General features: G+C 71.6%; 19 protein-coding genes. 5 read left to right on the top strand and 14 right to left on the bottom strand.

Translation table 11 applies throughout. From position 1 onward, the window contains the following. The first annotated feature begins 77 nt into the window (after positions 1–77). Both NI17_RS01030 and glpK read left to right on the top strand, forming a co-directional pair. Complete coding sequence (locus NI17_RS01030; RefSeq protein ID WP_068687789.1) at positions 78–947, top strand: 1,4-dihydroxy-2-naphthoate polyprenyltransferase; 870 nt, start codon at positions 78–80, stop codon at positions 945–947. A 231-nt stretch (positions 948–1178) separates the two neighbouring features. Then, entirely contained in the window at positions 1179–2681 is a 1503-nt protein-coding gene (gene glpK / locus NI17_RS01025) for a glycerol kinase GlpK (RefSeq protein ID WP_068687788.1), read from the top strand. 48 nt (positions 2682–2729) lie between these two features. On the opposite strand, the gene dapB is transcribed toward glpK, so the two are convergent. The 12 genes from dapB to rimP all read right to left on the bottom strand — a co-directional run bounded on the left by dapB (position 2730) and on the right by rimP (position 16093). After that, complete coding sequence (dapB, locus tag NI17_RS01020) at positions 2730–3470, bottom strand: 4-hydroxy-tetrahydrodipicolinate reductase (RefSeq protein ID WP_199859899.1); 741 nt, start codon at positions 3468–3470, stop codon at positions 2730–2732. A gap of 57 nt (positions 3471–3527) precedes the next feature. Then, positions 3528–4865 (bottom strand): M16 family metallopeptidase, encoded by a 1338-nt coding sequence (locus NI17_RS01015; RefSeq protein ID WP_068687787.1) that lies wholly within the window; start codon positions 4863–4865, stop codon positions 3528–3530. A gap of 124 nt (positions 4866–4989) precedes the next feature. Beyond that, positions 4990–7284: a polyribonucleotide nucleotidyltransferase gene (locus NI17_RS01010; protein ID WP_068687786.1), complete on the bottom strand. Its 2295-nt coding sequence runs from the start codon at positions 7282–7284 to the stop codon at positions 4990–4992. A gap of 416 nt (positions 7285–7700) precedes the next feature. Next, complete coding sequence (rpsO, locus tag NI17_RS01005) at positions 7701–7970, bottom strand: 30S ribosomal protein S15 (protein WP_068687785.1); 270 nt, start codon at positions 7968–7970, stop codon at positions 7701–7703. A 249-nt stretch (positions 7971–8219) separates the two neighbouring features. Continuing rightward, complete coding sequence (locus NI17_RS01000; protein WP_068687960.1) at positions 8220–9167, bottom strand: bifunctional riboflavin kinase/FAD synthetase; 948 nt, start codon at positions 9165–9167, stop codon at positions 8220–8222. Between the two features lie 126 nt (positions 9168–9293). Further along, on the bottom strand, positions 9294–10175 hold the full coding sequence (gene truB / locus NI17_RS00995) for a tRNA pseudouridine(55) synthase TruB (protein ID WP_068687784.1): 882 nt from the start codon (positions 10173–10175) through the stop codon (positions 9294–9296). Between the two features lie 3 nt (positions 10176–10178). Beyond that, the gene (gene rbfA, locus NI17_RS00990) at positions 10179–10625 is read right to left on the bottom strand and encodes a 30S ribosome-binding factor RbfA (RefSeq protein ID WP_068687783.1); all 447 of its coding nucleotides are present in this window, start codon (positions 10623–10625) and stop codon (positions 10179–10181) included. 4 nt (positions 10626–10629) lie between these two features. Next, positions 10630–10923, bottom strand: coding sequence for a DUF503 domain-containing protein (locus NI17_RS00985; protein ID WP_068687782.1), 294 nt, complete (start codon positions 10921–10923; stop codon positions 10630–10632). A 119-nt stretch (positions 10924–11042) separates the two neighbouring features. Next, positions 11043–14057 carry a translation initiation factor IF-2 gene (gene infB / locus NI17_RS00980; RefSeq protein WP_068687781.1) on the bottom strand — a complete coding sequence of 1005 codons (3015 nt, stop codon included), beginning with the start codon at positions 14055–14057 and terminating at the stop codon, positions 11043–11045. A 249-nt stretch (positions 14058–14306) separates the two neighbouring features. Next, positions 14307–14567, bottom strand: a complete 261-nt coding sequence (locus NI17_RS00975) for a YlxR family protein (protein WP_234401572.1) — start codon at positions 14565–14567, stop codon at positions 14307–14309. 17 nt (positions 14568–14584) lie between these two features. Continuing rightward, on the bottom strand, positions 14585–15595 hold the full coding sequence (gene nusA, locus NI17_RS00970) for a transcription termination factor NusA (protein WP_068687780.1): 1011 nt from the start codon (positions 15593–15595) through the stop codon (positions 14585–14587). 24 nt (positions 15596–15619) lie between these two features. Further along, the gene (gene rimP / locus NI17_RS00965; RefSeq protein ID WP_068687779.1) at positions 15620–16093 is read right to left on the bottom strand and encodes a ribosome maturation factor RimP; all 474 of its coding nucleotides are present in this window, start codon (positions 16091–16093) and stop codon (positions 15620–15622) included. A 279-nt stretch (positions 16094–16372) separates the two neighbouring features. Between rimP and NI17_RS00960 the strand changes: the two genes are divergently transcribed. Next, positions 16373–16861: a hypothetical protein gene (locus tag NI17_RS00960; RefSeq protein ID WP_068687778.1), complete on the top strand. Its 489-nt coding sequence runs from the start codon at positions 16373–16375 to the stop codon at positions 16859–16861. Beyond that, positions 16862–17317 carry a ferritin-like domain-containing protein gene (locus NI17_RS00955; RefSeq protein ID WP_068687777.1) on the top strand — a complete coding sequence of 152 codons (456 nt, stop codon included), beginning with the start codon at positions 16862–16864 and terminating at the stop codon, positions 17315–17317. Positions 17318–17436: 119 nt separating this feature from the next. Here the strand turns inward: NI17_RS00955 and NI17_RS00950 are convergent, their stop codons facing one another. After that, positions 17437–19185: a proline--tRNA ligase gene (locus NI17_RS00950; RefSeq protein WP_084012372.1), complete on the bottom strand. Its 1749-nt coding sequence runs from the start codon at positions 19183–19185 to the stop codon at positions 17437–17439. Positions 19186–19415: 230 nt separating this feature from the next. Here NI17_RS00950 and NI17_RS00945 point away from each other — a divergent pair, with 230 nt between their 5' ends. After that, positions 19416–20249 carry a spermidine synthase gene (locus NI17_RS00945; protein ID WP_068687776.1) on the top strand — a complete coding sequence of 278 codons (834 nt, stop codon included), beginning with the start codon at positions 19416–19418 and terminating at the stop codon, positions 20247–20249. Between the two features lie 13 nt (positions 20250–20262). Here NI17_RS00945 and NI17_RS00940 read toward each other — a convergent pair whose 3' ends face one another. Then, positions 20263–20946 carry a hypothetical protein gene (locus NI17_RS00940; protein ID WP_068687775.1) on the bottom strand — a complete coding sequence of 228 codons (684 nt, stop codon included), beginning with the start codon at positions 20944–20946 and terminating at the stop codon, positions 20263–20265. Positions 20947–21111 lie beyond the last annotated feature (165 nt).

Here is a 21111-nt window from a genome sequence, read left to right as displayed (position 1 = left end):
TACGGTGGAGCCGAGCAAGAGGACGTGTGTGGCTCCCGTCCGCGGTGGCGGGCGGGGTGGGGAAGTGAGGCCGACAGGTGGCCACGGTCAGCCAGTGGGTGGCGGGTGCCCGTCCGCGTACCCTGCCGAACTCGGTCGTCCCGGTGGCGGTGGGCACCGGGGTGGCCTTCGGTCTGGGCGCCGCCGTGTGGTGGAAGGCGCTGCTGGCACTGCTGGTGGCGGTGGCGTTGCAGGTCGGGGTGAACTACGCCAACGACTACAGCGACGGGGTGCGCGGCACCGACGAGAACCGGGTGGGGCCGCTGCGGTTGACCGGGACCCGGTTGGCCGCGCCCCGGCGGGTGTTCGCGGCGGCGTGGGCGTGTTTCGCGGTGGCCGCGGTCGTCGGGCTGGTGCTGGCGGCCGTGTCCTCCTGGTGGCTGCTGCTGGTGGGGGCGGTCGCGATCGCCGCCGCCTGGTTCTACACCGGGGGGTCGAACCCGTACGGCTACCGGGCGCTGGGCGAGGTCTCGGTGTTCGTGTTCTTCGGTCTGGTGGCGGTGGCCGGGACGGTGTTCGTGCAGGCGGGGTCGGTGCCGTGGCGGGGGTGGGCCGCGGCGGCGGCGGTGGGGGCGCTGTCGTGTTCGATGCTGGTGGTCAACAACATCCGTGACCTGCCCACCGACGCGGTCAGCGGCAAGCGGACGCTGGCGGTGGTGCTGGGGGACCGGCGGGCCCGGCTGCTGTTCGTCGGGTGTGTCGTGGGCGCGTTCGCCGCCGCGCTGGCCGCGGCGGCGGGCTCCTGGTGGGTGCTGCTGGTGCTGCTGGCCGCGCCGCTGGCGGTGCGGCCGTGCGCTCGGGTGCTGCGGGGCGAGGTCGGGGCGGACCTGGTCCGCGGCCTGGGTGAGACGGGGCGGCTCCAGTTGGTCTTCGGCGCGCTGTTCACGGTGGGGCTCGCCCTGGGGTGAGTGCGCTGCCGGGGGGTCGGGGGTTCCCACGGCTCCCTGCCCGGGGGGCGTGAACTCCCGGCCCCGAGGGGAGGACGGGACGCTGTCGAAGGGCCTCCGCCGCCGGCACACCCCCTTCACCGGGGTCTCCTTCACCGCTTCCGGAGTCGCCGGACTCCCCCTGTGGGTGTGATCCCGCTAACGTCGGAAGCGACCGTGGAACGTGCCATGCGAGTGGAAGGGCGGGGTCCGGTGACCGAACAGTACGTGGCGGCGATCGACCAGGGCACCACGTCGAGCCGTTGCATCGTCTTCGACCGGCGCGGGGAGGTCGTCTCCGTCGGGCAGCGCGAGCACCGCCAGATCTTCCCCCGTCCCGGCTGGGTGGAGCACGACGCCGCGGAGATCTGGACCAACGTGGTCGCGGTGGTCGGCGAGGCGCTCGCGGCGGGCGGGCTGTCCCCGGACCGGTTGGCCGCGGTCGGCATCACCAACCAGCGTGAGACCACCGTGGTGTGGGACCGGGAGACCGGTGAGCCGGTGCACAACGCGATCGTGTGGCAGGACACCCGCACCGACCGCCTGCTGGCCGAACTCGGCGGGGAGCGGGGCCAGGACCGGTTCCGGGAGCGCTGCGGGCTGCCGCTGGCGACCTACTTCTCCGGTCCGAAGCTGCGCTGGCTGCTGGACCGGGTGCCGGGGCTGCGCCAGCGCGCCGAACGCGGCGAGGTGCTGTTCGGCACCGTGGACTCGTGGCTGGTGTGGAACCTCACCGGGCGGCACGTCACCGACGTCACCAACGCCAGCCGCACCATGCTGATGAACCTGCGCACGCTGCGCTGGGATCCGGAGATCCTGGACGCCATGGGCATCCCCGAGGTGATGCTGCCGAAGATCCGGTCCAGTTCCGAGGTGTACGGCACGGCCACCGGCCCCCTGGAGGGGGTGCCCGTGGCCGCCGCGCTGGGCGACCAGCACGCCGCGCTGTTCGGGCAGACCTGCTTCGCCCCCGGGGATGTGAAGGGCACCTACGGCACGGGCGCGTTCCTGGTGCTCAACACCGGGACCGAGCCGGTGGTCTCCGCGAACGGGCTGCTGACCACGCTGGGCTACCAGATCGGCGAGGAGCCCGCGGTGTACGCGTTGGAGGGGTCCATCGCGATGGCGGGCTCCCTGGTGCAGTGGCTGCGCGACAACCTGGGCATGATCTCCCACGCGGCCGAGATCGAGGAGTTGGCGTCGACCGTGACCGACAACGGGGGCTGCTACATCGTTCCCGCGTTCTCGGGGCTGTTCGCACCGCACTGGCGCAGCGACGCCCGCGGGGTGATCGCCGGTCTGACCTCCTACGTCACCAGGGCGCACCTGGCCCGTGCCGTGCTGGAGGCCACCGCGTGGCAGACCCGCGAGGTGGTGGACGCGATGAACAGCGACTCGGGCATCCCGCTGACCTCGTTGAAGGTGGACGGCGGCATGGTCGCCAACGCGCTGCTGGACCAGACGCTGGCCGACGTCCTGGATCTGGAGGTGGTGCGGCCGATGGTGTCGGAGACCACCTGCCTGGGCGCGGCCTACGCGGCGGGGCTGGCGGTGGGGTACTGGCCCGACCTGGACAGCCTGCGCGCCAACTGGAGGCGGGACGCCGCGTGGACCCCGAAGATCGACCCGGAGGTGCGTGACCGCGAGTACCGCCACTGGACCAAGGCGGTGCGGCGCACCCTCGGCTGGGTGGACTCCGACGAGGCGCGGGACTAGGTCCCGAACCGGGAGGCCCCCGGAGGCCGCCCCGGAGGCCTCCGCGCGTCAGAGGCCGAGCAGGGACTCCAGGCCGAGGGTGAGACGGTCGGGCAGGGCGGCGACCCTGCGGATGCCCAGCAGCACGCCCGGCATGAACGACTCGCGGTTCATCGAGTCGTGGCGGATGGTCAGCGTCTCGCCGTGGGTGCCGAAGACCACCTCCTGGTGGGCGATCATTCCGGTGATCCGCAGCGCGTGCACCCGCACCCCCTCGACCTGGGTGCCGCGGGCGCCGGGCAGTTCGGAGGTGGTGGCGTCGGGTGCGGCGTCCAGACCGGCTTCGGCGCGCGCCGCACCGATCAGTTCGGCGGTGCGGTAGGCGGTTCCGCTGGGCGCGTCGGCCTTGTTCGGGTGGTGCAGTTCGATGATCTCGGCCGACTCGAAGTGGGGCGCGGCCTTGGCCGCGAAGTTCATCATGAGTACGGCCGCGATGCCGAAGTTGGGGGCGATGAGGACGTTGGCGCCCGGGCGCGCGTCGAGCAGTGCGCGCACCTCGGCCAGTCTGGCCTCGTCGAAGCCGCTGGTGCCGACGACGGCGTGGATGCCGTGGTCGACGAGCCAGCGCAGGTTGTCCATCACCACGTCGGGGTGGGTGAAGTCGACCACCACGTCGGCTCCGAGCACCTTCTCGCGCTCGTCCGCGCTGTCGATTCCGGCCACCAGTTCGGTGTCGGCCTCCGCTTCGACGGCCCTGACGACTTCCGACCCCATGCGCCCGAGGGCGCCGAACACTCCTACCTTGATCACGGGTCTCACCGTACCGGAAGTGTCCGCGGCCCGGACCGTGCCGGGCCGCGGGACGGGTCAGTCGAAGGCGCGGTCCTCCTCGTAGGGGCCGACCACCGCCAGGGTTTCGGGGCGGTTGAGCACGTCGGCGGCGACCTCGCTGACGTCGTCGGAGGTGACGGCGTCGAACAGCGCGAGGTCCTCGTCGAGGGACAGGTGCCGGGTCCGGCCGAGTTCGTGCCCGGTCAGGCGGCTCATGCGCGAGTTGGTCCCCTCGGTGCCCAGCACCCAGGAGCCGCGGATCTGTCCCTTGGCGCGGGCCAGCTCGTCGGCGTCGACGCCGTGGGCGGCGGCCCTGGCCAGTTCGCCGCGGCAGACGTCGAGAACCTCGTCGATCTTGTCGGGGAGGCAGCCCACGTACACCTGGAACAGGCCGGTGTCGGAGTAGCTGGAGGAGTAGCCGTGCACGGCGTAGGCCAGGCCGCGCTTCTCCCGCACCTCCTGGAACAGGCGGGACGACATGCCGCCGCCGAGGACCGCGCCGAGCACCCGCAGGGCGTACCAGCGCGGGTCGGTGCGTTTGACGCCTTCGCGGCCCAGGATCAGGTGGGCCTGTTCGGTGTCGCGGCTGACCAGTGCCGTTCCCGGGGTGGTGGCGGGCGCTTCGGTGCCGATGCGGGGCGGGGAGGGGCGCGCGTCCCCGGCGGCGTCGAGTTTGTCGCGGAACGCCTCGGCGACTCTGCGCACCACCAGGTCGTGGTCGAGGTTGCCCGCCGCGGCCACGACGAGTTCGGAGGGCACGTAGCCGCTCCGGTACTGCTCGAAGATCCGGTCCCGGGGCAGCGCGCGGATGGTGTCGTTGGTGCCCAGGATGGGACGGCTGAGCGGGGAGCCCCGGAAGAAGTGGGCGGCGAACACGTCGTCGACCACGTCGGCGGGCTCGTCCTCGTACATGGCGATCTCTTCGAGGATCACGCCGCGTTCGGTCTCCACCTCGGCGGGGGCGAGCACCGAGTTGGCGACCATGTCGCTGATGACGTCGATCGCCAGCGGCAGGTCGCGGTCGAGGACCTTGGCGTAGTAGGTGGTCTGCTCCTTGGTGGTGTAGGCGTTGTAGTCGGCGCCCACCCCGTCGAGCAGCGCGGAGATGTCCAGGGCGGTGCGCCGCTCGGTTCCCTTGAACAGCAGGTGTTCCAGGAAGTGCGCGGAGCCCGCGTGCGCCGCGTCCTCGTCGCGTGACCCGGTGGTGGCCGAGATCCCGAAGGCCACGGAGCGCACCCCCGGCATGGTCTCGGTGACCACCCGCAGGCCGCCCGGCAGCACGGTGCGGCGCACCAGGCCGCTGCCGCCCTGCGGTTGCAGCAGGGTGACGGTGGTGCCTGGTTCCTGCTCGGCCGCGATCGGAACTGTCGTCATGGCTCCTTCTTCAGCGAGAACGGAAACGGTGTGGTCGCCCCGTCCGCAGACGGGAGGGGCGGCCGTCCCCACGGTACGGCCGCCCGACGAGTTCTCAGTCCCGGAAGCGTCCCGGGCGGATCACTCAGGTGTTCTCGTTGGAGCGACTGGAGGAGCGGGTGCGGCGGCGACGGCGCGGCTGCTCGTTTCCGCCTCCCTCGCCCTCCGGCTTCCTGGCTCCGTTCCCGGACTCCTCACCGCTGGCGTTCTCGGCCTCGACGACCTCGACCGGGACGAGGGAGAGCTTGCCGCGGTCGTCGACCTCGCGGATCTCGACCTGGATCTTGTCGCCGATGCTGATGACGTCTTCGACGTTCTCGATCCGCTGGCCGCCGTGCAGTTTGCGGATCTGCGAGATGTGCAGCAGGCCGTCCTTGCCGGGCAGCAGCGACACGAACGCGCCGAACGCGGTGGTCTTGACGACCGTGCCGAGGTAGCGGTCGCCGACCTCGGGCATCGTCGGGTTGGCGATGCTGTTGATCGTGTCGCGGGCGGCCTCGGCGGAGGGACCGTCGGTGGCGCCGATGTAGATGGTGCCGTCGTCCTCGATGGTGATCTCGGCGCCGGTGTCGTCCTGGATCGAGTTGATCATCTTGCCCTTGGGGCCGATGACCTCGCCGATCTTGTCGACGGGCACCTTGACGGTGAGGATGCGCGGCGCGTGCGGGCTCATCTCGGCGGGACGCTCGATGGCTTCGGCCATGACGTCGAGGATGGCCAGGCGCGCCCCGCGGGCCTGCTGCAGCGCGGCGGCCAGCACCTCGGCGGGGATGCCGTCGAGTTTGGTGTCCAACTGCAGCGCGGTGATGAGTTCGCGGGTGCCGGCGACCTTGAAGTCCATGTCGCCGTAGGCGTCCTCGGCGCCGAGGATGTCGGTGAGGGTGACGTACTCGCCGCCCTCGCTGATCAGTCCCATGGCGATGCCCGCGACCATGTCCTTGAGCGGCACGCCCGCCGCCATCAGCGACATCGTGGAGGCGCACACCGAGCCCATGGAGGTGGAGCCGTTGGAGCCGATGGCCTCCGACACCTGGCGGATGGCGTAGGGGAACTCCTCGCGCGAGGGCAGCACCGGGATGAGGGCGCGTTCGGCGAGCGCGCCGTGGCCGATCTCGCGGCGCTTGGGCGAGCCCACCCGGCCGGTCTCGCCGGTGGAGTACGGCGGGAAGTTGTAGTTGTGCATGTAGCGCTTGGTCCGCTCGGGGTTGAGCGTGTCGATGGTCTGCTCCATGCGCAGCATGTTCAGCGTGGTGACGCCCAGGATCTGGGTCTCGCCGCGCTCGAACAGGGCCGAGCCGTGCACCCGGGGTACGACGTTGACCTCGGCGGTCAGGGAGCGGATGTCCTTGGTGCCGCGGCCGTCGATGCGGACCTTCTCGTTGATGATGCGTTCACGCACCAGTTTCTTGGTGAGCGCGCGGAACGCGGCGGCGAGCTCCTTCTCGCGCCCTTCGAAATCCTCGGCGAGCTTCTCGGCGGCCAGCGCCTTGACCCGGTCGAGTTCGGTCTCCCGCTCCTGCTTGTCGGCGATGGTGAGCGCGGAGGCCAGTTCGGAGCGGATCGCTCCCTCGACGGCGGTGTAGGCGTCGTCCTGGTAGTCGAGGAAGATCGGGTACTCGGCGGTCTCCTTGGCCGCGGCGTCGGCCACCGTCTGCTGCGCCCGGCACAGCACCTTGATGAACGGCTTGGCGGCCTCCAGGCCCTCGGCGACGGTCTGCTCGTTGGGGCCGACGGCGCCTTCCCGGACGAGCTTGAGGGTGTTTGAGGTGGACTCGGCCTCGACCATCATGATCGCGACGTCGCCGCTGTCCAGCACCCGGCCGGCCACGACCATGTCGAAGGTGGCGTTGGACAGTTCGCTGTGGGTGGGAAACGCCACCCACTGGCCTTCGATGAGCGCCACGCGCACGCCGCCGATGGGGCCGGAGAACGGTAGCCCGGCGAGCTGGGTGGACATCGAGGCGGCGTTGATGGCGACCACGTCGTAGAGGTGCTCGGGGTGCAGCGCCAGGATCGTCTCGACGATCTGGATCTCGTTGCGCAGCCCCTTCTGGAAGGACGGCCGCAGCGGCCGGTCGATCAGTCGACAGGTGAGGATGGCGTCCTCGGAGGGACGGCCCTCACGGCGGAAGAACGAGCCGGGGATGCGCCCCGCGGCGTACATGCGTTCTTCGACGTCGACGGTCAGCGGGAAGAAGTCGAGTGTCTCCTTGGGTCGCTTCGACGCGGTCGTCGCCGACAGGACCATGGTCTCGTCGTCGAGGAAAGCGGTGGCCGATCCGGCTGCCTGGCGCGCCAGTCGACCGGTCTCGAAGCGGATGGTACGGGTGCCGAAGCGGCCGTTGTCGATGACGGCCTCGGCGGAATACACGCCCTCCATGGGCGACCTCCTACACGGATAACGAAGCTCCCGCGTCCGTGCCCCGTATGAGAGTTCCCGCCATGGGAGTCGCCGCGACTCCGCGGCACGACGTGCGTGGCACACGTCCGCGCTGCGATGGCTCTGACGGCCGGCCATCGATCGAAGTCCTCCGAAGAACCCGGACGAGGGTGTGTCGGAGAACCACTACCGAGGACCGGCCTCGACACCGTGGGGCGGACCGGTTGCTCCGCCCACCGGAAGGCGCCACCATGACCGGAAGCAGTCGAGGGTAGGGGCGCGGGAAGTACCTGCTCTTTCAGTTGTCGTCCGACCGCCGTGACGGGGTACTACCCTGTCCCGGCGGTCGGTAACGGCTCCACACTACTAAGAAAAAGGGAGCGGCGGCGGCCACTCCCCCGAGCCGTGGAAACCGGCTAGCGACGCAGACCGAGACGCTCGATCAGCCGACGGTAGCGGTTGATGTCCTTCCTCGCGATGTACTGGAGGAGACGGCGCCGACGACCGACCAGCAGCAGCAGACCACGGCGGCTGTGGTGGTCGTGCTTGTGCTCCTTGAGGTGCTCGGTGAGCTGGATGATGCGGTGCGTCAACAGCGCGACCTGGACGTCGGGAGAGCCGGTGTCGCCTTCCGTGGTGGCGTACTCGGCGATGATCTTGTTCTTGGTGGCGGTGTCGATCGACACGACGCTCCTTCTCACGTTCTCGGCGCGCGGACCTTTGGGTTTCTTTCGAGGAGCGGCCCGGTGGGGCCGTCGAAAGCCGACAACCATGCGCGCCCACAGTCGTCTCGGGTTGCTGTGCGGTCGGACGTGTCGCGGACCCCGCGACACGGTGTGTGCGCACGACCGTTGGCCGGCGCTGCGGCCGACCACCCAGGAAAGCTTACTACCCGTACGCGGCGACTCCGGCCGTCTTTCGGCCGCGCGTCCGGTTCACCCGCCCAGCAGCAGTTCCCGGCAGCGTTCGACGTCGCGGCCCATGGCCTCGATCAGCGCCTCGACTCCGTCGAAGCGCAGCATCGGGCGGATGCGGTGGACGAACTCCACCGCCATGCGCAGCCCGTACAGCTCCAGGTCGTCGCGGTCCAGGGCGTAGGCCTCGACGGTGCGGGCGCTTGCCTCGAAGGTGGGGTTGGTGCCCACCGAGATCGCCGCCGCCCACCTGGACTCCCCCTCGGTGCCGTCGAGCCGCAGCAGCCAGCCCGCGTAGACGCCGTCGGCGGGGACGGCCGCGTTCGGCGGGCACTCCAGGTTCGCGGTGGGGAAGCCGAGCAGCTCCCGTCCCCGGGCGGCTCCGTGGACGACCACGCCTTCGACGCGGTGCGCCCGTCCCAGCGCGGCGTTGGCCCCGGCGATGTCTCCCGCGGTGACGAGGGAGCGCACCCGGGCGGTGGTGACCGGTTCGGCGTCGGCGGGCGGTTGCACCTCCTCGACCGTGAAGTCGTACTCCTTGCCGAGGGCGCGCAGTGTGTCGACGTCCGCGTCCGTGCCGTGTCCGAGGTGGAGGTCCGGGGCGGTCACGACCGCCGCGGCACGCATCCTGCCGACCAGGGCCCGGCCGACGAGGTCCTCAGCGGACCAGCGGGAGAGTTCGGGGGTGAACGGCAGCACGCACACCGCGTCCGCGCCGTGCTCGGAGAGCAGTTCGGCCCTGCGGTCGGCTCCGGTGAGGACCACGGCGGGCTCGGGCGCTCCCGGCACCAGTTCGGGAGGCGGATCGAAGGTGACCGCGACCAGCGGCAGGTCCAGCCGGTCCGCGTGCTCCCGCGCCCGTTCCAGGACGCGCTGGTGGCCGCGGTGGACGCCGTCGAAGGTTCCGACGACCACGACCGAGCGTCCCAGGTCGGGGGGCACCTCGTCCAGTCCGCGCCACAACCGCACGCTCACCGCTCCCATCAAAGTGGCCGCCGAGGACGGGACGACGGGTCAGGGGCCGCCCCGCGCCATGCTACTCGCCGCCGCACCCCTCCGGAGGAGGGGGCCGGGACCGCCCCGCTCCTGTCCGGTTCAGTTCCCGGCGAAGACCACGATGGGTTTGCCGTAGCCGGGACGGTCCTCGGCCAGGGCCAGCACGCTGCCGTCCGGGGCGAACAGGCCGACCGGTCCGGGGCTTCCGCTCGGGGAGATCCGGTTGCCGTGGGCCACCCTGCGGGCCTCCGCCTCGGTGAGGCGGCGGACCGGGAAGGCTGCGGCGACCGCGTCCGCCAGCGGCATCAGGGTGAACTCGGCGGCCAGCTCGTCCAGGGTCGCGGCCCGGTCCAGTCCGTAGGGGCCGACCCGGGTGCGGCGCAGCGCCGTGAGGTGCCCGCCCACACCGAGATCCGCGCCGAGGTCGCGGGCCAGGGAACGGATGTAGGTGCCGCTGGAGCAGGTGACCCGGGCGTCGACGTCGACGAAGCCGCCGTCGGGGTCGGGGATGCGGCGAAGCCCGGTGACGGCGAACTCGTGGACCGTCACCTCGCGCGCCTTGAGATCGACCGCCTCCCCCGCGCGGGCCTTCCGGTAGGCGCGCTGACCGTTCACCTTGATCGCGCTGACCTGCGGTGGAACCTGCCGGATCACGCCGGTGAGCGCTTTGGTCCCGGCGTGGACCGCCGCCTCGTCGACCTGGTCGGCGCCGCGGCGCTCCAGCGGCTCTCCCTCGGCGTCGTCGGTGGTGGTGGTCTGTCCCAGCCGGATCGTCGCCGTGTAGACCTTCTCGGTGAGGGCGAGGTGCCCCAGCAGTCTGGTGGCCCTGCCGACGCCCAGCACCAGCACCCCGGTGGCCATCGGGTCGAGGGTGCCCGCGTGGCCGACCCTGCGGGTCTTGGCCAGGCGGCGCACCCGGGCGACCACGTCGTGGGAGGTCCAGTCGGCCGGTTTGTCGACGATGACGACGCCGTCGGTCATGGGTCAGTCGTCCTCGCCCTCGTCCTCGCGGTCGTGCGCCGTCCGGTAGGGGTCGGCGTCACCGGCGGGGCGGGCGTTGGCCGCGGCACGTGCCACCTCGGCGTCGGCCATCTTGGCCTTGGCCAGCAACTCCTCGATGTGCTGGGCGTTGGCCTGCACCTCGTCGGAGACGAAGGTCAGGCTGGGGGTGTGCCGCAGTCCGGTGCGGCGGCCGACCTCGGAGCGGATCAGCCCCTTGGCGCTCTCCAGTGCCGCCGCGGTCTCGGCCTTCTCCACGTCGCTGCCGAACACCGTGTAGTAGACGGTGGCGTCGCGCAGGTCGTTGGTGAGCCGCGCGTCGGTGACGGTCACGAACCCCAGACGCGGATCCTTGATGCGGCGCTCCAGCATTTCGGCCACGATCCGCTGGATGCGGTCGGCGAGTTTGCTCGCGCGTGCGGCGTCAACCATCGCTCTATTCCTCGTCGTTGAAGAGCCGCTGTCGGGCGGACAGCAACTCGACCTCGGGGTGGTCGGCGACCAGGCGCTCGCAGGAGTTCATCAGAGCCGTGCAGTGCGCCGCGGTGGTGGCGACCACCGCGACTCCGATCTCGCAGCGCCGATACAGGTCGTGGTTGCCGGTCTCGGCGACCGAGACACTGTGCTTGCGCTGGAGTTCGGCCACGATGGGCCGCACCACGGAACGCTTCTGTTTCAGGGAACGGATGTCCCCCAACAGCAGGTCCAGCGTCAAGGCGCCGACGAACACGTACTCACCCCGTGGATGTCTGTGTAGTTCTCGGATGCCGCTTCTCGGTGCGGCCGACCGTGGAACCGGGGAACCGGGCCCCGGCGCGGCGCGCCGGGGCCCGGAACGGACCGGAGGGGTCAGTCGCGCGGCTTCTCCCGCATCTCGAACGTCTCGATGACGTCGTCGACGCGCAGATCGTTGTACCCGACGCCGACACCGCACTCGAAGCCCTCGCGGACCTCGGTGACATCGTCCTTGAACCGGCGCAGCGAGTCGACGTTGAGGTTGTCGGAGACAACCACTCCGTCGCGGATGAGCCGGGCCTTGGCGTTGCGCTTCATGATGCCGTCGCGGACGATCACACCGGCGACGTTGCCGATGCGCGGCACCTTGAAGACCTCGCGGATCTGCGCGGTACCGAGCTGGACCTCCTCGTACTCGGGCTTGAGCATGCCCTTGAGGGCCGCCTCCACCTCGTCGATGGCCTGGTAGATGACCGAGTAGTAGCGGATGTCCACGCCCATGCGGTCGGCCAGTTCGCTGTTCTTGCCCTCGGGCCGAACGTTGAAGCCGATGATGATCGCGCCCGCCGAGGCGGCCAGGTTGATGTCGTTCTGCGTGATCGCTCCGACACCGCGGCCGATGACCCGGATGGCGACCTCGTCGCCGCCCGCGTCGATCTTGAGGAGGGACTCCTCCAGAGCCTCGACGGAACCGGACATGTCGCCCTTGATGATGAGGAGCAGCTCGTCGCGCTTGCCCTCCTCCAGGGTCTTCTGCCAGTTGTCGAGGGTGACGCGGCGGCTGGCCTTGGCCTGCTGCGCGAACCGCTCCCGCGCCTCGCGCTGCTGCGCGATCTGGCGGGCCACCCGGTCGTCCTTGACCACCAGGAAGTTGTCGCCCGCGCTGGGCACGTTGGTCAGTCCGAGGACCTGGACCGGCCGCGACGGCTCGGCCTCCTTGACCTGCTTGCCGTTCTCGTCGAGCATCGCGCGGACGCGCCCGTAGGCGTCGCCGCAGACGATCGAGTCGCCGACGCGCAGCGTCCCGCGCTGCACCAGCACGGTGGCCATGGAGCCGCGGCCCCGGTCGAGGTAGGCCTCGATGGCCAGGCCCTGTGCCGGCATGTCGGGGTTGGCCCGCAGGTCCAGCGCCGCGTCGGAGGTCAGGACCACGGCTTCGAGAAGGCCGTCGATGTTGATGTTCTGCTTGGCGGAGATGTCCACGAACTGGACGTCGCCGCCGTACTCCTCGGCGACCAGACCGTACTCGGTGAGCTGGGCCCGCACCTTCTGCGGGTCGGCGCCCTCGACGTCGATCTTGTTGACCGCCACCACGATCGGCACGTCGGCCGCCTTGGCGTGGTCGATGGCCTCGGCCGTCTGCGGCTTGACGCCGTCGTCGGCCGCGACCACCAGCACCGCGATGTCGGTGGCCTGCGCACCGCGGGCACGCATGGCGGTGAACGCCTCGTGACCCGGGGTGTCGATGAAGGTGATCTTGCGGTCCTCACCGTCCACCGTGGTCGACACCTGGTAGGCGCCGATGTGCTGGGTGATGCCGCCCGCCTCGCCGCTGGCCACGTTGGTGTTGCGGATCGCGTCGAGCAGTCGCGTCTTACCGTGGTCGACGTGACCCATGACGGTCACGACCGGCGGACGCGCCCTGAGGTCCTCCTCGCCGCCCTCGTCCTCACCGAACTCGATCGAGAAGGACTCCAGCAGCTCGCGGTCCTCGTCCTCGGGGCTGACGACCTCAACCGTGTAGTTGAGCTCCTCGCCCAGCAGCTGCAGCGTCTCGTCCGGCAGCGACTGCGTGGCCGTGACCATCTCGCCCAGCTGCATCATGACGACCTGGACCAGCGACGCCGGGTTGACGTCGATGCGGTCACCGAAGTCCGACAGCGAGGCCCCGCGGGACAGCCGGATCACCTTGCCGTTGCCACTGGGGATCTTGACGCCGCCGAACGACGGCGCCTGCATGTCGTTGAACTCCTGGCGGCGCTGCTTCTTGGACTTGCGGGCACGACCCGGACGGCCGCCGGGACGGCCGAAGGCACCCGCGGTGCCGCCGCGACCGCGACCACCGCCGCCGGGACGGCCGCCGAAGCCGCCGGGACGCGGGCCGCCGCCACCGGGCGCGCCACCGCTGCGCGGTCCGGCGCCGACCGGGCCGCCGCGACCGGAACGGCCGCCGCCACCGCGACCGCCGGTGCCACCGCGGCCGCCGCCACCGCCACCGCCACCGGGCGGGGTCGGCCGGGACGCGGGCATGTTCATCGGGCTGGGCCGCGGACCGCCGGGACGCGGGCCGGGGCGCGGACCGGGACGCGGGCCGCCGGCGTTGGGGCCGGGGCGCGGTCCACCCGCACCACCGGGACCCGGACGGGGCGCCTGCGGACGGGGGGCCTGGGGACGCGGCGGGCCGCCGGCGTTGGGACCGGGGCGCGGTCCACCCGCACCACCGGGACCCGGACGCGGGCCGGGACGGGCCCCACCGGTGTTTCCGCCGCCCTGGGCTCCGCCGGGGCGGGGTCCCGGACGGGGCGCGGGCTTGGCGCCCATGCCGGTCGCGGTCGAGGTGAACGGGTTGTTCCCCGGACGCGGGCCGGGACGGGGGCCGGAACGGGACCCCTTGCCCGACTCGGGTCGGGGCTGGCGCTCCGAGCGGTCGGCGCGCTGCCCGCGGTCGGGGCGGGGGCCGCGGTCACCGGACTGGCCGGTCTTGCCGGCACCGCCACCGGGACGGGGTCCCGGGCGGGGGCCCGGCTTGGGAGCCGCAGGACGCGGCGTGTTGCCCTCAGGGGTGGTGGGCGCCCGGAAACCGCCGGGCGCGTTGACGGCGGGACGCGGTCCCGGCTTGGGGCCGGGCTTGGGAGCCGCCGGACGTGCTGTGTCGCCACCGGCCGACGCCGGGGCCCTGGAGGGCTCGGGACGGGGACGCGGCCTGGGGCCGCTCTTCGCCCCACCGCCCTTCGCTCCGCCGGAGCCGTTGTTGTCGTTGAAAGCCTCTTTGAGTCGACGAACCACCGGCGCCTCGATCGTCGAGGACGCCGAACGTACGAATTCGCCCATCTCCTGGAGCTTGGCCAGGACAGCCTTGCTCTCCACACCGAACTCTTTGGCGAGTTCGTATACCCGGACCTTCGCCACTGCTCTCCTCTACCTCGGTCCGGGACATGGGTCTGTGCCGGACCGTCGCTAGCTTGACGTACTCATCGCTGCGTACTCATCGAGCGCTCATCGCAATCTCGACCCGCTTCCGACTCGTCTGCTACACAACAATGGGTGGGTGACACCGGATCTGCCGGCATGACAAGACCCGCCGCCTGCCCGGTCATTACAACCGAACTAACGGCGTGATCATTCCAACCCTAATCCAGAACCACGGCCGACTCGAAATCAGACCGTGAAACACGCGGCAACGGCTGACGCGTCGAGGGCGCGTCCGACGCGGAACGCCCGTGTCCAGGCGCGGCGTCGTTGTGCGGCCTCCCAACATCGCCGGTCGGGATGGAGGTAGGCGCCCCGCCCCGGCATTCGCCGGGCCCTGTCGCACACGACGGCGTCTCCGTCCAGCGCCAACCGCACCAGGTCGGACTGGGCTGCTTTCGACCTGCAGCCCACGCACGTGCGCACGGGAGCTGCTGAGCCGTCCCTCATTCTACCCCGCGGCCTCATCACCCTTCGGCGCCGGTCCCGTCGTCCGGTTTCTCCGCCTCCTCTGCCCCAGCCGCGGGCTCGATGTCGGAGCGGATGTCGATGCGCCACCCGGTGAGGCGGGCGGCCAGCCGAGCGTTCTGCCCCTCCTTGCCGATGGCCAGCGACTGCTGGTAGTCGGGCACGGTGACCCGGGCGACCCGCGCCGCGGCGTCGACCACCTCGACGTGGGTGACCTTGGCGGGCGACAGCGCGTTGCCGACGAACCTGGCCGGGTCGTCGGAGTAGTCGACGATGTCGATCTTCTCGCCGCGCAGTTCGTTCATGACGTTGCGCACCCGGCTGCCGAGCGGTCCGATGCAGGCGCCCTTGGCGTTGACGCCGGGCCTGTTGGACTTGACGGCCATCTTGGTGCGGTGGCCCGCCTCGCGCGCGATCGCCGCGATCTCGACCGTGCCGTCGGCGATCTCGGGGACCTCCAACTGGAAGAGCTTGCGCACCAGGTTGGGATGGGTGCGGGACAGCGTCACCGAGGGGCCGCGGTGTCCCTTGCGGACCTGCACGACGTAGGCGCGCAGCCGGTCGCCGTGGTGGTAGGTCTCGGTGGGCACCTGCTCCTGGGGAGGCAGGATCGCCTCGATCCTGCCGAGGTCGACCAGTACGTTGCGCGGGTCCTTGCCCTGCTGGATGACCCCGGAGACGATCTCGGACTCGCGTCCGGCGAACTCCCCCAGGGTGACCTCGTCCTCGGCGTCGCGCAGCCGCTGCAGGATGACCTGCTTGGCGGTGGACGTGGCGATGCGACCGAAGCCGGAGGGGGTGGCGTCGTACTCGCGTACGAAGCCTCCCTCTTCGTCGCGTTCCTCGGCCCACACCGTGACGTGTCCCGTGGTGCGGTCCAGTTCCACTCTGGCGTGGGTGTCGGGCCCCTCCTGACGGCGGTACGCGATCAGCAGTGCGTCCTCGATCGCCTTGACGACGAGGTCCACCGAGATGTCCTTCTCGCGTTCCAGGCTGCGCAGGACACTCATATCGATATCCACGGGGCTCCCCCTCTAGTCCGCCGCGTCGTCATGGCGGAATTCCACCTGGACCTTGCCTCGTCCCAGGTCGGAGAAGGCGTACACCTGGCTTCGGCCGTCGACGTCGAAGGTGACGCCCGTCTCGTCGGCGGAGACCACACGTCCTCTCACCTGACCGCCCGCGACGAGGGGGGCGTGCACCAGGCGTCCCCGTGCGCGCCTCCAGTGCCGCGGCTCGGTCAGCGGCCGGTCCACACCAGGCGAGGTCACCTCCAGTACGTAGGGAGATTGCCCCATGGCATCGGCCTCGTCAAGCGCGGTGGAGACCTTCTGGCTGATCTCGCCGATCGCGTCGAGGTCGGCACCGTCGTCGGAGTCCACCACGACACGGACCAGGCGGCGCTTGCCGACCGGAGTGATCTCAAGCCCTTCCAGGTCGAGTCCCGCCTCGGCCAGGATGGGGGTCAGCAGCTGCGCGAGACGCTCGTGGCGGGCCTGCGCGCCCATCGTGATCCTCCTCGGCTATTTCCGTCCAGGTCGCGGTGACCTCGGGGCGGTCCAGCTGTGTACTTGGTCGCCGTCGCCCGGTGGACGGCGGCTTTGCTTCAAGGGTATCCACAGTCAGTGGTTTTCCGGCATCGTTCGGCGCATCGGGGCGGCCACGGCGCCCGGCGCGGCGGTCCCCGGCTCCCGGCCGCCTCCGGTCGGGCCAGCCCGCGGGGCGGTCGCGGCGTGCGAAGATGGTGCGGGTTCGACTCCCCTTCCCTACGTCCTCAGGAGGTACCGTTGCGCCACCACGCCCTCCCCCGCCGCACGGTTCTGGCGGGCGGCGCGCTGGCGGCGGCCGTGCTCGGGGTGAGCGGCTGCCGGGGATCGGACTGGTACCCCAGCGAGATCACCCCCGACGAGTACCTGCTGCGCTCGGTGATCGCGGAGAAGGAGCGGCTGGTCTCCCGCTACACGGCGCTGCTCGACAGCGGAGGCGCCGACGATCCGGGACTGTACGAGGAGCTGCGCGGCCACCACGAACGCCACCTGGCGGTGCTGCGGGAGCGGCTCCCCGAACGGGACGGGACCGCGCCGAGCCCGTCCCCGAGTTCCGAGCCGCCCCCTGCCCCCGCCGCCGACCGGGACGGACTGCGTGTCGCGGAGGAGGCCGCCGCGGCACACCGGCTCCGCCAACTCGGCGAGGCCGCCGACCCCGCGCTGGCCCAGCTCCTCGCCAGCATCGGCGCCTGCGAGGCGGGGCACGTCCACCTACTGTCGGAGGCATAGTTGACCGGCACACCCGACCCGACCCCCACCGATCCGGCCGACGCCGCGGTCGCGGCACTGCGGGACGCGCTGCTGGCCGAGCATGCCGCGGTGTACGGATACGGCTTCGCCGCGTCCCGGATCGGCTCGAAGCTGCACGATCTGTGCCTGGCCCACCTGGAGGAGCACCGCGCGGGCCGGGACGCGCTGCACGCCGAACTGGTGGCGCGCGGGAGCGTTCCCCCCGGCGGGGAGGACGCCTACGCGCTGCCGGAGGACACCGGCCCCGAGGCGCTGGCGGCCTTCGCCGTCGGCTTGGAGGAGACCACCGCCCAGGCGTACCTGGAGCTGGCCGCGGTCTCCGTCCCCGGGCTGCGCGACCTCGCGGGGCGCGCCCTGGGAGAGGCGACGTTGCGCGTCCTGGCCCTGGGCTCGCCGCTGAGCGTGTTCCCGGGCTTTCCGGGTGGGGAGCTGTGACCTCCCGGGGGTGACCCCAGGCCGGTGCCGGGAAGGCGGGGAGGGCTGCGGACGGCCCCGGCCCGAGGGGGGAGGGTTCCGGCCCCGGGGCCCGAGCCTCGGGGCCTTTCCGGACCCGGTCAGCCCCTCACGATGTCGACGACCGTGTCGACCACGCTGTCCAGGGCGATCTCCGAGCGTCCGCCGCCGGCGCGGTCGCGCAGTTCGACCACGCCGTCGGCCAGGCCCCTGCCGACGATGACCCCGGTGGGGATGCCGAGCAGTTCGGCGTCGGTGAACTTCACGCCCGGGGACACCCCCTTGCGGTCGTCCACCAGCACCCGCACGCCCCGGTCCGCCAGTTCCCGGCCGATCCGCAGCGCGACCTCGATCTGCTCGCCCTTGCCGGTGCCGACCACGTGCACGTCGGCGGGCGCGACCTCCCGGGGCCAGATGATGCCCCGCTCGTCGTGGGACTGCTCGACGACCGCGGCGACCACGCGCGAGACGCCGATGCCGTAGGAGCCCATGGTGACCCGCCTGGGCTTGCCGTCGGGGCCGAGCGCGTCGAGGGAGAACGCGTCGGTGTACTTGCGGCCGAGCTGGAAGACGTGCCCGATCTCGATGCCGCGCGCGGTGTAGAGGGTGCCGGTTCCGTCGGGTGCCGGGTCGCCGTCGCGGACCTCGGCGGCCTCGACGGTGCCGTCGGGGGTGAAGTCGCGTCCGCACACCAGGTCGACGACGTGGTGGTCGGCCCGGTCGGCGCCGGTGACCCAGGCGGTGCCCTCGACGACGCGGGGGTCGACCAGGTAGCGGATCTTGTTGGCCTGCAGCGCGCCCGGACCGATGTAGCCCTTCACCAGGAAGGGGTTGGCCGCGAAGTCCTCCTCCTCCAGCAGCGCCACCTCGGCCGGGGCCAGGGACGCCTCCAGGCGCTTCATGTCGACCTCGCGGTCGCCGGGCACGCCGACGCCGACGATCTCCCAGTCGTCCTCACCGGGACGCCGTGTCTTGACCAGGACGTTCTTGAGGGTGTCGGCGGCGGTGAAGGTCCGCCCGAGTCCGGCGCCGTTGAGGAAGTCCACCAGCGACTCGATGGTGGGGGTGTCCGGGGTGTGGTGCACCCGCGCCTCGGGCAGTCCGTCGAGGGGCCGGGCGGGGGGCGCGGGGGTGACCACGGCCTCCACGTTGGCGGCGTAGTCGGAGCCGGTGCTGCGCACGAAGGTGTCCTCGCCGCTGGGGGCGACCGCCAGGAACTCCTCGGACGCCGACCCGCCCATCGCACCGGAGGTCGCCGTGACGATCACGTACTCCAGGCCGAGCCGGTCGAAGATGCGGACGTAGGCCTGGCGGTGGGCGTCGTAGGAGCGCCGCAGCCCCTCGTCGTCGATGTCGAAGGAGTAGGAGTCCTTCATGTGGAACTCCCGGCCGCGCAGGATTCCGGCGCGCGGCCGGGCCTCGTCGCGGAACTTCTCCTGGATCTGGTAGAGGATGACCGGGAAGTCCTTGTAGGAGGAGTACTCGCCCTTGACCAGCAGGGTGAACAGTTCCTCGTGGGTGGGGCCGAGCAGGTAGTCGGCGCCCTTGCGGTCCCTCAGCCGGAACAGGGTGTCGCCGTACTCGGTCCACCGGCCGGTGGCCTCGTAGTACTCGCGGGGCAGCAGCGCGGGGAGCAGCACCTCCTGGGCGCCGATGCGGTTCATCTCCTCGCGCACCACGGCGGCGACGTTCTCCAGCACGATCTTGCCCAGGGGCAGCCAGGAGTAGACGCCGGGCGCGGCGCGGCGCACGAACCCGCCGCGCACCAGAAGCTTGTGACTCGGCACCTCGGCGTCCGCCGGGTCCTCACGCAGGGTGCGCAGGAACAGGTTCGACATCCGCAGTAGCACGACCACCACTCCTCGGTGAGATCGCGGAGGCAATCCGCTCGGGTTTCTCGGTCGGGCGAGTCGGCGGCTTCGCCCGGAAGGGCTTCCAGGCTAGCGGCCCCGAGCGGGCGCCGCGGACGCCCGACTGTCCGGGGCGGCGGCTCCGCGCTCCTGCGGTGTGCCGTTCCGCTGTCCGGGGCGCCTACCGTTGAATCGGCACGGTCACCACGGACGGCGGGAAGCGGGGGCGGATGGGCGGGGGCGACACCGGGGCGGCGCGGGAGCGGCCGAGGACGGAACTGCTGCGGGACGCCGACCGCCCCGACTCGTGGGTACTCGTCGTGGACGGCACCCCGCAGTCCCACGTCGACCTGGCCGACCCCACCCACCTCGACTTCGAGTACGTGCGCCGGTTGGGGCACGTGGTGGACCTGGTGGCGCCCGAACGCGAGCCCGTCGACGCCTTCCACCTGGGGGCCGGGGCGCTCACGCTGGCCCGCTACGTCGCCGCCACCCGGCCGGGGTCGCGGCAGCGTGCCGTGGACATCGACGCGGACCTGGTCGCGCTGGTCCGGCGGGAACTGCCGTGGGACCGCCGGGCGGACCTGCGGGTGGCGGCGGGGGACGCCCGGACCTGGCTGGCGGCCCGCAGGGAGGCCAGCGCCGACCTCGTGGTGTGCGATGTCTTCGCCGGTGCGCGCACCCCCGCGCACCTGACGTCGGTGGAGTTCGTCGCCGAGGCGGCCAGGGTGGTGCGGCCCGACGGCCTGTACGCGGCGAACGTGGGCGACGGCCGCCCGCTGCGGCACGCCCGGGCCCAGGTCGCCACCGCGGCCCGGGTCTTTGGTCACCTGGCGCTGGTCGCGGAGCCCTCGGTGCTGCGCGGACGGCGGTTCGGGAACCTGGTCCTGGTGGCGGGGCACCGCGAACTGCCCGTGGACGAGTTGGCCCGGCGGGCGCACCGCGACCCGGACATGGCGCGGGTGCTCTCGGGCGACGAACTGGACCGGTTCGCCTCGGGGGCGGCCGTCGTGCGGGACGCGACCGCGGAGGACTCCCCCGCGCCGCCGGAGGGCCTGTTCTGAGCGGCGGCGCGGTTCAGGCGGGCAGTTCCCGCTCGACGAGGTCGTTGAACTCCGGGGACTGCCTGAGCTGAACTCCGCCGCCCTCGGCGGGGCGGGTGGACATGCCTTCGACGCGGCCGCCGCGCCACCACAGCATCTGGTCGGTGACCGGCCCGTTCTCGTTGAGCCTCCGGAAGACGTCGTAGAGGAACGGGATCACCGGCAGGGAGCGGCGGCTGTGCAGCACCGCGTAGACCATGACGTTGGAGTCGGGCAGCATGACCAGGGCGCCGTGGGGCGCGGGCCGGCGCATGACCTCGGGCAGCCGCATCACGTGCGCGGATCCGGCCCAGTCGATGCCCTGGACGACGTGCACGTCGGTGTCGGTCCCGGAGTTGACCGTGTACTCCTGGTACCGGTCGTAGGCCATGTTACCCAGGGCGGTGAACCACAGGTCCTGCTTGTTGCGTCCCCACGCGTGGGCGTGGCGCCTGTCGAGGACCGCGCTGGAGTAGCTGCCGGGGTCGGTGCGGTAGACGAGCAGCGCGGTGAGGTGGGGGTTGATGGAGTAGGCGAGTTTGTCCGCGCCCAGCGGGGTGGGGTCTCCGGTGAGGATCACGCGCAGCCACGGGGCGACCGCGTCGAAGGGGACGCGCAGCAGTTCCTCGTGCAGGTTGCCCTGGGGACCGGAGTAGCGGCCGGGATGGGGAGGGTTCATGGGGCTCGTGGTGGTTTCCTCATGCTCGTGCCCGCCGGGTGCGGACTGCTTCTGTCCGTACGGTACCGCTGTTGACCGACAGCGACGCATCGCCTGCGGCTTGTCGTGGCGCCCACCCATCGGACAAGATTCATCCCATGTTTGGAAGCTCGGCTGCCCGTCCCC

Origin of the sequence: Thermobifida halotolerans (assembly GCF_003574835.2) — a bacterium.
GTDB classification, from domain to species: Bacteria; Actinomycetota; Actinomycetes; order Streptosporangiales; family Streptosporangiaceae; genus Thermobifida; species Thermobifida halotolerans.
The sequence above is the reverse complement of the archived record's forward strand: the minus strand, read 5'-3'. Positions and strand labels throughout refer to the sequence as shown.

What these genes read in the sequence shown, in the direction of transcription:
- NI17_RS01015 (WP_068687787.1), bottom strand. Translation starts at nt 4,865, where the DNA reads ATGACGACAGTTCCGATCGCGGCCGAGCAGGAACCAGGCACCACCGTC.
- NI17_RS01010 (WP_068687786.1), bottom strand. Translation starts at nt 7,284, where the DNA reads ATGGAGGGCGTGTATTCCGCCGAGGCCGTCATCGACAACGGCCGCTTC.
- truB (WP_068687784.1), bottom strand. Translation starts at nt 10,175, where the DNA reads ATGACCGACGGCGTCGTCATCGTCGACAAACCGGCCGACTGGACCTCC.
- rbfA (WP_068687783.1), bottom strand. Translation starts at nt 10,625, where the DNA reads ATGGTTGACGCCGCACGCGCGAGCAAACTCGCCGACCGCATCCAGCGG.
- NI17_RS00975 (WP_234401572.1), bottom strand. Translation starts at nt 14,567, where the DNA reads ATGAGGGACGGCTCAGCAGCTCCCGTGCGCACGTGCGTGGGCTGCAGG.
- nusA (WP_068687780.1), bottom strand. Translation starts at nt 15,595, where the DNA reads ATGAGTGTCCTGCGCAGCCTGGAACGCGAGAAGGACATCTCGGTGGAC.
- rimP (WP_068687779.1), bottom strand. Translation starts at nt 16,093, where the DNA reads ATGGGCGCGCAGGCCCGCCACGAGCGTCTCGCGCAGCTGCTGACCCCC.
- NI17_RS00945 (WP_068687776.1), top strand. Translation starts at nt 19,416, where the DNA reads ATGGGCGGGGGCGACACCGGGGCGGCGCGGGAGCGGCCGAGGACGGAA.
- NI17_RS00940 (WP_068687775.1), bottom strand. Translation starts at nt 20,946, where the DNA reads ATGAACCCTCCCCATCCCGGCCGCTACTCCGGTCCCCAGGGCAACCTG.